Annotated in this window: 10 protein-coding genes and 1 riboswitch; of the genes, 3 read left to right on the forward strand and 7 right to left on the reverse strand. The window is 54.7% G+C overall.

Annotation, left to right across the window (positions count from 1 at the left end; all coding sequences use genetic code 11):
• The first annotated feature begins 36 nt into the window (after positions 1–36).
• The gene (locus tag INT19_RS16035; protein ID WP_319021989.1) at positions 37–912 is read left to right on the forward strand and encodes a DMT family transporter; all 876 of its coding nucleotides are present in this window, start codon (positions 37–39) and stop codon (positions 910–912) included.
• On the opposite strand, the gene INT19_RS16040 is transcribed toward INT19_RS16035, so the two are convergent.
• The 6 genes from INT19_RS16040 to INT19_RS16065 form a co-directional block, all read right to left on the reverse strand.
• The gene (locus tag INT19_RS16040; protein ID WP_193061470.1) at positions 909–1,646 is read right to left on the reverse strand and encodes a DODA-type extradiol aromatic ring-opening family dioxygenase; all 738 of its coding nucleotides are present in this window, start codon (positions 1,644–1,646) and stop codon (positions 909–911) included. The genes INT19_RS16035 and INT19_RS16040 overlap by 4 nt on opposite strands.
• Before the next feature lie 71 nt (positions 1,647–1,717).
• Positions 1,718–2,125: a DoxX family protein gene (locus INT19_RS16045; RefSeq protein ID WP_193061471.1), complete on the reverse strand. Its 408-nt coding sequence runs from the start codon at positions 2,123–2,125 to the stop codon at positions 1,718–1,720.
• 91 nt (positions 2,126–2,216) lie between these two features.
• Positions 2,217–3,137, reverse strand: a complete 921-nt coding sequence (locus INT19_RS16050) for a LysR family transcriptional regulator (protein ID WP_193061472.1) — start codon at positions 3,135–3,137, stop codon at positions 2,217–2,219.
• Positions 3,134–3,748, reverse strand: a complete 615-nt coding sequence (thiE, locus tag INT19_RS16055) for a thiamine phosphate synthase (protein WP_193061473.1) — start codon at positions 3,746–3,748, stop codon at positions 3,134–3,136. The genes INT19_RS16050 and thiE overlap by 4 nt, the downstream gene beginning before the upstream one ends.
• Positions 3,738–4,547, reverse strand: a complete 810-nt coding sequence (gene thiM, locus INT19_RS16060) for a hydroxyethylthiazole kinase (RefSeq protein WP_193061474.1) — start codon at positions 4,545–4,547, stop codon at positions 3,738–3,740. The genes thiE and thiM overlap by 11 nt, the downstream gene beginning before the upstream one ends.
• A gap of 24 nt (positions 4,548–4,571) precedes the next feature.
• Positions 4,572–4,667: riboswitch (TPP riboswitch) on the reverse strand.
• Between the two features lie 55 nt (positions 4,668–4,722).
• Positions 4,723–5,067 carry a hypothetical protein gene (locus INT19_RS16065; RefSeq protein WP_089040002.1) on the reverse strand — a complete coding sequence of 115 codons (345 nt, stop codon included), beginning with the start codon at positions 5,065–5,067 and terminating at the stop codon, positions 4,723–4,725.
• Positions 5,068–5,311: 244 nt separating this feature from the next.
• On the opposite strand from INT19_RS16065, the gene gloA reads away from it, so the two are divergent.
• Positions 5,312–5,845 (forward strand): lactoylglutathione lyase, encoded by a 534-nt coding sequence (gloA, locus tag INT19_RS16070; protein ID WP_120385930.1) that lies wholly within the window; start codon positions 5,312–5,314, stop codon positions 5,843–5,845.
• A gap of 1 nt (position 5,846) precedes the next feature.
• Positions 5,847–6,212, forward strand: a complete 366-nt coding sequence (locus tag INT19_RS16075) for a DUF6164 family protein (protein ID WP_193061475.1) — start codon at positions 5,847–5,849, stop codon at positions 6,210–6,212.
• A gap of 21 nt (positions 6,213–6,233) precedes the next feature.
• Here INT19_RS16075 and INT19_RS16080 read toward each other — a convergent pair whose 3' ends face one another.
• Positions 6,234–6,926: a cupin domain-containing protein gene (locus INT19_RS16080; RefSeq protein WP_193061476.1), complete on the reverse strand. Its 693-nt coding sequence runs from the start codon at positions 6,924–6,926 to the stop codon at positions 6,234–6,236.
• Positions 6,927–7,113 lie beyond the last annotated feature (187 nt).

Genomic DNA, 7,113 nt, shown 5'->3' on the forward strand with positions numbered 1-7,113 from the left:
GCTGATAAAGTGTCCAAAGGGCAAAAGGAGAGCGTCGTGACAACGTCGTTAAAAGGTATCCTGTGCATGTGCTTAGGAGTTCTGTTCTTAGCGCTCGGTGATGCGGTATCGAAGTGGCTAGGCGAGGTCCATTCGCCGCTACAGATTATTTTCTTTCGTACGCTCGTGTCATTACCGCTCATTGCTCTGTTGGCGCATTTTGCAGGCGGATTGCGCAAGTTGCATACCAAGCGCCCCCGTGTACACCTTCTCAGAGGATTGATTTATACCGCCACGATGGTGTGTTTTGTCTGGGGGCTAACCCTGCTGCCACTCGCAGAGGCCACGGCAATCGCTTTTGTGGCGCCCTTGTTTGTAACGTTGCTCTCAGTACCGCTGCTTGGCGAGCGGATCGATCCGCCTGTATTAGTGGCGTCGTTAGTTGGCTTTGCTGGCGTGCTGATTGTGGTTCGCCCCGGCGGTGATGCGTTCCAGCTTGGCACGCTAACCCTCTTGGGAGCGGCTTTCTTTTATGCACTGATGATGATTACTGCGCGGCGCTACGGTGCTAGGGAGCACCTGTGGGCAATGGTGTTCTACATGACGTTAGTGCCCTTTATCGTCACTGCTCTGAGTTTGCCCTGGGTTTGGCAAACCCCAGAGCCCTGGCACTGGCTTGGCTTTTTGGTCTCGGGTGTTTTGGGTATTGGCGCGACCGCGTTTATTACCCTGGCATTCCGCTTTGCCCCTGCCGCGATTGCCGCTCCCTTCGATTACACTGCAATGCTGTGGGCGGTGCTGCTTGGCTGGTGGTTCTGGGGAGAGCTGCCGGATCTGTGGGTATGGGTGGGCAGTGTGCTGATTATGGGCAGCGGGTTGGCAATTGCTTACCATGACCGCCGCACGACGATGAAGCCTCGCCCAACGGCTTAAGCGAACTGATAGACATCCATTGCCAGTACGCCATGTTCAATGCTGTGGTGTAACTGAGTTGCATCACCACCTGCCCCCATGGCCACCAGCAAGGGCTGGAAGTGCTCTGGGGTTGGGTGGTTTTCCAGCGCTTTTGGAGCACTCTCCCAGTGGAGCAATGCCTGGCGATCATTGGCTGCAATGTGCTCGCTCACCCACTGGGCAAACTCATCTACCCAGGCGGGGGCGGGGCTGTCCTGGGGCAGGGTTTCATATAAGTTATGGGTCAGGCTGCCCGAGCCAATAATCAGAACCCCTTCTTTTCGCAATGCTGATAGGCGCTCGCCGAGCGTGACTAGCGCGTCATTTTCCCAACGCACAGGTAGCGACAGGGAAACGACCGGTACATTGGCCTCCGGAAACATCAGCGAAAGTGGTACCCAGGCGCCGTGATCAAGGCCGCGCTCTACGCGTTCGGCACCCAGTAACAGCGCAATTTGTTCAGCCAAATCAGGGTTGCCAGGAGCCGGATACTGGCACTCGAAAAGAGCTTGTGGAAACCCGCCAAAGTCATGAATCGTCTCTGGTTGTGCGCTAGTACTGACCTTGAGCGTAAGACTCTCCCAGTGGGCTGATACGACGACCACCGCACGAGGGGAGAGGCGCTTCCCCAGTTCGCGTAGGAAAGCGTGGGCTGGCGTTTTATTCAGCGCCAACATGGGGGAGCCATGAGAAATAAACAGGCTGGGTAGCATCTTAGTACCTCCGTTAGCCTATAGGGGGCTAATGATGCCCGCACAAGCCGAAGCCAATGCGGGCAGAGTGGTTAGGCGAATTTGCGGCTGACAACAGCGCTACCGCTACCTAGGCCTGCCTGTACCACCAGAGCAATCGTCCAGAAAATAGGGAATTCCCAGCCACCACCCGGGTTTGAGAACAGCCAGCCATTACCCAGGTGTACCGAGGCTGCACCTAGCAGCACGGGGACTAGAGCAAGGCTTACCCAACGAGTATAGATGCCCAGTAAAAGTGCTAGGCCGCCACCTACTTCGGCAGCAATGGTTAAGTAAGCAAGAACACCCGGTAAGCCCAGGGATTCAAAATAGCTGACAGTGCCTGGCAGGGTGAAGACAAACACCTTAAGCAAGCCGTGAGCTAAGACCATCACGCCCAAACTGATACGTAGCAAGGCGGTGGCATGGAGGGTGAGTGGTGAAGTATTAGTAGTGGTCATAGCCGTCTCTCTTAGTCGCGAGCATCACGTTGGATGCGATAGTGCCACTTTACAGATGAAAGCCACTGAGATAATCCACTGTTATTGCACTTCACTGTTGCGATAAAGGCGACAATCCGAGTTCGATTTCCCATACTGGTGGGTCACCCCACGCCGCCGCCAATAACTCAATAAAGCGCTCTACTTTGGCAGGTAAATAGCGTCGGGCTGGGTAAAGCGCATGGATGTCTAGCAACGCCGGCGGTAAGTTCTGCAAAATCGGCACTAGGCGCCCGTTCGCAATGCTATCGGTCACTAAAAAGCTGGGCTGTTGCGCTATCCCTAAGCCTGCTTCAGCTGCATGCGTCAGCATATCGCCATTATTACTCTCTAGGGGGCCAGAAATACTGAGTAGTTGATGGCCAATCCGCCAATCGCCACTGTTTTGGCCGCTTCGGTAGCGAAGGCAGCGGTGAGATGCCAAATCTTCACTAGTCAGCGGCGTGCCGTGCTTGGTGAGGTAATCAGGTGATGCGCAAAACAGCATCCGGCACTGGGTGAGCCGTCGCGCCACTAAGCTAGAGTCGGGCAGGTTACCAATACGAATGGCGACATCGTAGCCCTCTTCCAGCAAATCAACGCGGCGGTCGTTTAGATCCAAACGCACTTCTAGCCCCGGGTGCGTTTGCATAAACCGTGCAACCAGCGGTGAAAGATAGCGTGTGCCGAAGCTCATCGGACCATTGATGCGCAGCTGCCCGCTCACCGTACTGGTGCCACTGCCGATTTCTGCCGCTGCCTCGTCCAAAGCGATCAAAATGCTTTGCGCACGAACGAGATAGCGTTCGCCCGCTTCAGTGAGGTGTAGCCGCCGGGTGGTGCGCTGAATAAGCCGAGCACCCAATGCCTCTTCAAGCGCCATCACTTGGCGAGATACCCGCGTGCGAGAAAGGTCTAGCGCCTCGGCCGCGCGGGTATAGCTACCCAGCTCAGCGACCTTTACAAACGCCGCGATATGGTCGAGCTGGGTCATTGCGCGTGGAATGCCTGTGCTGCCAGGCGTGGGTCTGGCTGGCCACAAATAGCAGAAATAACCGCAACACCGTTTGCCCCAGCGGCTTTCACTTGAGCCATGTGTTCAGCTTTTAACCCGCCAATCGCGACGCTGGGAAGTTGGCACGCATTGGCAAGCTGTGCCAGCCCATCAAAGCCAATGGGCTGGGCGTGGTCTTGTTTACTGCCAGTCGCAAACACGGGCCCTAAACCGACGTAATTGAGCAATTCGACAGGTGCCTCCTGAAGTTGGGCTGGGGTGTTAATTGAAAGCCCGATAATGGCGTGCTGGCCGAGCGTGCTTCGCGCTGCTTGAACAGCCGTGTCGCTTTGCCCGACATGTAAGCCATCCGCTTGGCTGGCGAACGCCACGTTCAGGCGATCATTAATGATCAGAGGGACGCCACTGCCAGCCAACATCGCTTTGAGACGTTTGGCCTGGGCGATCATGTGCTCGTCACTAGCGTGTTTATCGCGTAATTGCACCATGGTAATGCCGCCCTGCACAGCAGCTTCAACCGTTTTTTCCAGACCCATGCCAGCGCACAGACCAGCATCGGTGACTAAATAGAGTGAAAGATCAAACGGCATGCACCGCCTCCCATTGAGCAAGGGTCGAAAGGTCGTCAGGGGATAACTGATACAGCGCGTCCAATAGCGCCACCTGGAAACTGCCAGGGCCTTGAGCCTGCTCGCCTGCACGGCTTCCAGCGAGGCTGAAACACGCCAAGGCGGCCAGGCTGGCCTCCAGCGGCTGCTCGTGGTTTGCGGCCACAAAGCTTGCGACCAGTGCACTCAAGCCGCAGCCCAAGGTCGTCACACGGGGCATCAGCGCATGCCCGCCTGTAAGACGATAATGTTCAGTGCCATCGGTAATGAAATCGCTCTCGCCAGTCACCGCCACCACACAGCGATGTTGCTGTGCCAGCGCAATGGCAGCAGTTGCCGCTTCTTGGGTGCTAGCCGTCGCATCAACCCCACGCCCCTGGTTGGCTAATCCGTTAAGTGCTTGTATTTCTGAGGCATTGCCACGAATAACGTTAGGCTGATAAGCCAGCAACGTCTCGCAAACACGCTGGCGAAATGCGGTAGCACCAACAGCCACAGGGTCAAGCACCCACGGAATATGGTTTTCATGAGCAGTGCGCGCGGCGACTGCCATGGCGTCAGCCCAAGGGGAAGAGAGGGTGCCAATATTAATCGATAGCGCGCCAGACATAGCCGTGAACTCCGCCACTTCTTCTTGAGCATGCAGCATGGCGGGGGAAGCACCTGTCGCCAATAGCAAGTTAGCGGTGCTATTCATCGCCACATAGTTGGTAATGCAATGTACCAGCGGTGTGGCAGCGCGCAAGTCGCGGAGATAATCGCCGAGTGGGCGTGAAGGCATAATATCCTCCCGGCTGGGAGGTGATGCAGCTGCACCACGACTCCCTACGCCGGTGTTATCCGGTTCAGGTTCAAAGGGTGCTTCTCAGCCCGTTAAGCAAGGGCGCCCCTGTCGTGATGGTACTATCCTTGGCTTAGGTCAATCTGTAAAGCCTGGGCAACGCTATGAGCAACTATCAACGAAACGAGATGCGTGTTCCGTAGGTGAGCATCTCATCAGGCGTCATCGCTTTACCCTCAACACCAATCATTTCATCGCCACACTGGTCGGCAAACGTAAGCACTCCATGAGTGAGGCCCAGCTGGCCAAGGGTGTCGCGAATTTCACCGGTGCCCAAAAACGTGCTGACATGACCCTCAGCATTGGTTAAATCAGAGACACCGTTCGCGTGATGGAAGCGAACCTTATAGATACCATCCATTGATTCAACTTCCACAATCGGTGAAAAGCCATTGTGTATGGCACGGGCTAACTGCTTTAACGTTATGTGGTCACCGAGGGTCATATCAATCGCAGTCATGGAAAACTCCTGTGGATGCCTCAAAGGTGGGGCATCGCTCATGTTGCGGGAACTGCTTTTTGTAAAGTTTATGAATAATAAGTGTAGGGTTTTTGTTTAGTATTGCCAGTGCGCTTAATGTGACACTGCGTTAGTGAAGCCTACATGCTTGTAAAGGCTGGTATTATGGCTCTAAAGCCCTCATGGTAAGCGGTAAGTGAGGCTCAATGGATTCAATGATCAGCATTAGCGACAGGAGAGCAAAATGAGTTTTCAAGGCGAACAACATTCCGGCGTCGCGCCCGTAGCGCCGCAAACCCAAGGGTTTCGCTTAAATCACACCATGCTGCGGGTGAAGGATCCCGAACGTGCGCTAGCGTTCTACTCTAAGGTCTTTGGAATGCAGGTGCTACGCCGATTGGATTTCGAAGAGATGCAGTTTTCGCTCTACTTCCTAGCCAATCTCGAAAGCAGCGATAACGTGCCAGAAGATACTCAAGCACGTACTGCCTGGACCTTCAGTCAGAAAGGCTTACTGGAATTGACGCATAACTGGGGCACAGAAGATCAGCAGGATTTTGCCTATCATGACGGTAACGCTGAGCCGCAAGGGTTTGGTCATATCTGCTTTAGTGTGCCTGACTTAGAAGCTGCCGAGGCTTGGTTTGATGAGCATGAAGTAACGTTTATCAAGCGCGCGGACCAGGGCAAGATGAAAGACGTTATCTTTGTCAAAGATGCAGATGGCTACTGGATTGAAGTGATTCAGGCAGATCGCATGGCAGCCATGGGCGACTAATATGGCCCACTTGCTGTTTCGGCTACGCCACGTGACCGATGAAGAGGCGTTGGAAGTACGCCAGTTACTAGATGAGCAGGGCTTTGATGTCTATGAAACCCAGGCGGGCTTTTTTCGCCTGGGGGTCGATGCCATTTGGCTGCGTAACACTGCTCAGCGTGAGGCCGCTGAAGCGGCATTGGCAGCGTATCAGGAAAAGCGTCAAGCTAAGGCGCGGCGAGAGCACGAAGAAGCGGTTGCCAGTGGCAGTGCGCCAACATTATGGCGACGCTTCCTTGCCCACCCCGTGCAAGTCGTACTGGTAATCGTTGCCGTGGTGCTGATTGCCCTGTTAACGCTGCTGCCGTTTGTTGGCTTGGTAGGCTAGATTTGTAAACAGTTTTGTAGATTAGCTGGTTAGCTTAACAGTGGCTAAGTGCCCGCGTTTTAGATAAAGCTGCACGCCTTCATTACCCGCGCGTAACTGAGGTGCCGCACCTACTGGGTAGCGGCACCAGCTGCCGGTAACGTATTCCTGTCCATCACAGATAAGAGAGCCTTCCAGCACAAACAACTCTAAACCACCGGCAAGCGGTGGATAAGACACCAGTGTATCGGCTTCCCAACGCTCTAGGCTGACCCGCTCTGGGCCATACTGTTTTGAGCTATAGGTGTGCAGCATTTTGTAAGTAATACCTGGCCGTCGGTCGGGCTGCCAGGGCAGCCTATGGGCAGGCACGGCCAGTTGCAAAATATCGTTTTCATCAAACTGGTGTAGCTTTACCAGAATAAGTGCGCCTTCTTCGCCTATTTGTGGGGTATGACCAGTGCCAATCGGGTTGCGTAAGTAGCTGCCTGCCGGGTAACGGCCATGCTCATCGGCAAAGACACCTTCCAACACTAAAATTTCTTCACCACCACCATGAGTATGGCGATTGAACTGGCTGTTGGGCGCGTAGCGTACCAAGCTGGTGGCTCTGGCGACTTCGTCGCCAATGCGGTCTAGCATCATGCGCTCTACACCAGCGCTGGGGGAGTCCACCCAACGGTACTGATCCGGCGTGACACTGGCAAAGTGGCTAAAATCGGCGTTCAGGCGCATGGTATTGGCTCTTTGCAGGGATGAAAATTCGCAGCAGTAGTGCAAGTCTCCCCATCCCTGGGACAAAATGCAACGCAAAAAAATACCGCTCGGCGGCGGTATTCAATAGTTAACTTTTTGGCTTAGTGATCATGACCATGATAGTCGTGGTCGTGGTCGTGGTCGTGGTCGTGGTCGTGGTCGTGGT

The organism is Halomonas sp. 3A7M (assembly GCF_014897875.1).
In the GTDB taxonomy this organism is placed as follows: Bacteria; Pseudomonadota; Gammaproteobacteria; order Pseudomonadales; family Halomonadaceae; genus Vreelandella.

Bases quoted from the DNA above. Each gene is read 5' to 3' on its own strand.
- INT19_RS16065 (WP_089040002.1), bottom strand. From the start codon at position 5,067: ATGACTGCGATTGATATGACCCTCGGTGACCACATAACGTTAAAGCAG.
- thiM (WP_193061474.1), bottom strand. From the start codon at position 4,547: ATGCCTTCACGCCCACTCGGCGATTATCTCCGCGACTTGCGCGCTGCC.
- INT19_RS16075 (WP_193061475.1), top strand. From the start codon at position 5,847: ATGGCCCACTTGCTGTTTCGGCTACGCCACGTGACCGATGAAGAGGCG.
- INT19_RS16080 (WP_193061476.1), bottom strand. From the start codon at position 6,926: ATGCGCCTGAACGCCGATTTTAGCCACTTTGCCAGTGTCACGCCGGAT.
- gloA (WP_120385930.1), top strand. From the start codon at position 5,312: ATGAGTTTTCAAGGCGAACAACATTCCGGCGTCGCGCCCGTAGCGCCG.
- INT19_RS16045 (WP_193061471.1), bottom strand. From the start codon at position 2,125: ATGACCACTACTAATACTTCACCACTCACCCTCCATGCCACCGCCTTG.
- INT19_RS16040 (WP_193061470.1), bottom strand. From the start codon at position 1,646: ATGCTACCCAGCCTGTTTATTTCTCATGGCTCCCCCATGTTGGCGCTG.
- thiE (WP_193061473.1), bottom strand. From the start codon at position 3,748: ATGCCGTTTGATCTTTCACTCTATTTAGTCACCGATGCTGGTCTGTGC.
- INT19_RS16050 (WP_193061472.1), bottom strand. From the start codon at position 3,137: ATGACCCAGCTCGACCATATCGCGGCGTTTGTAAAGGTCGCTGAGCTG.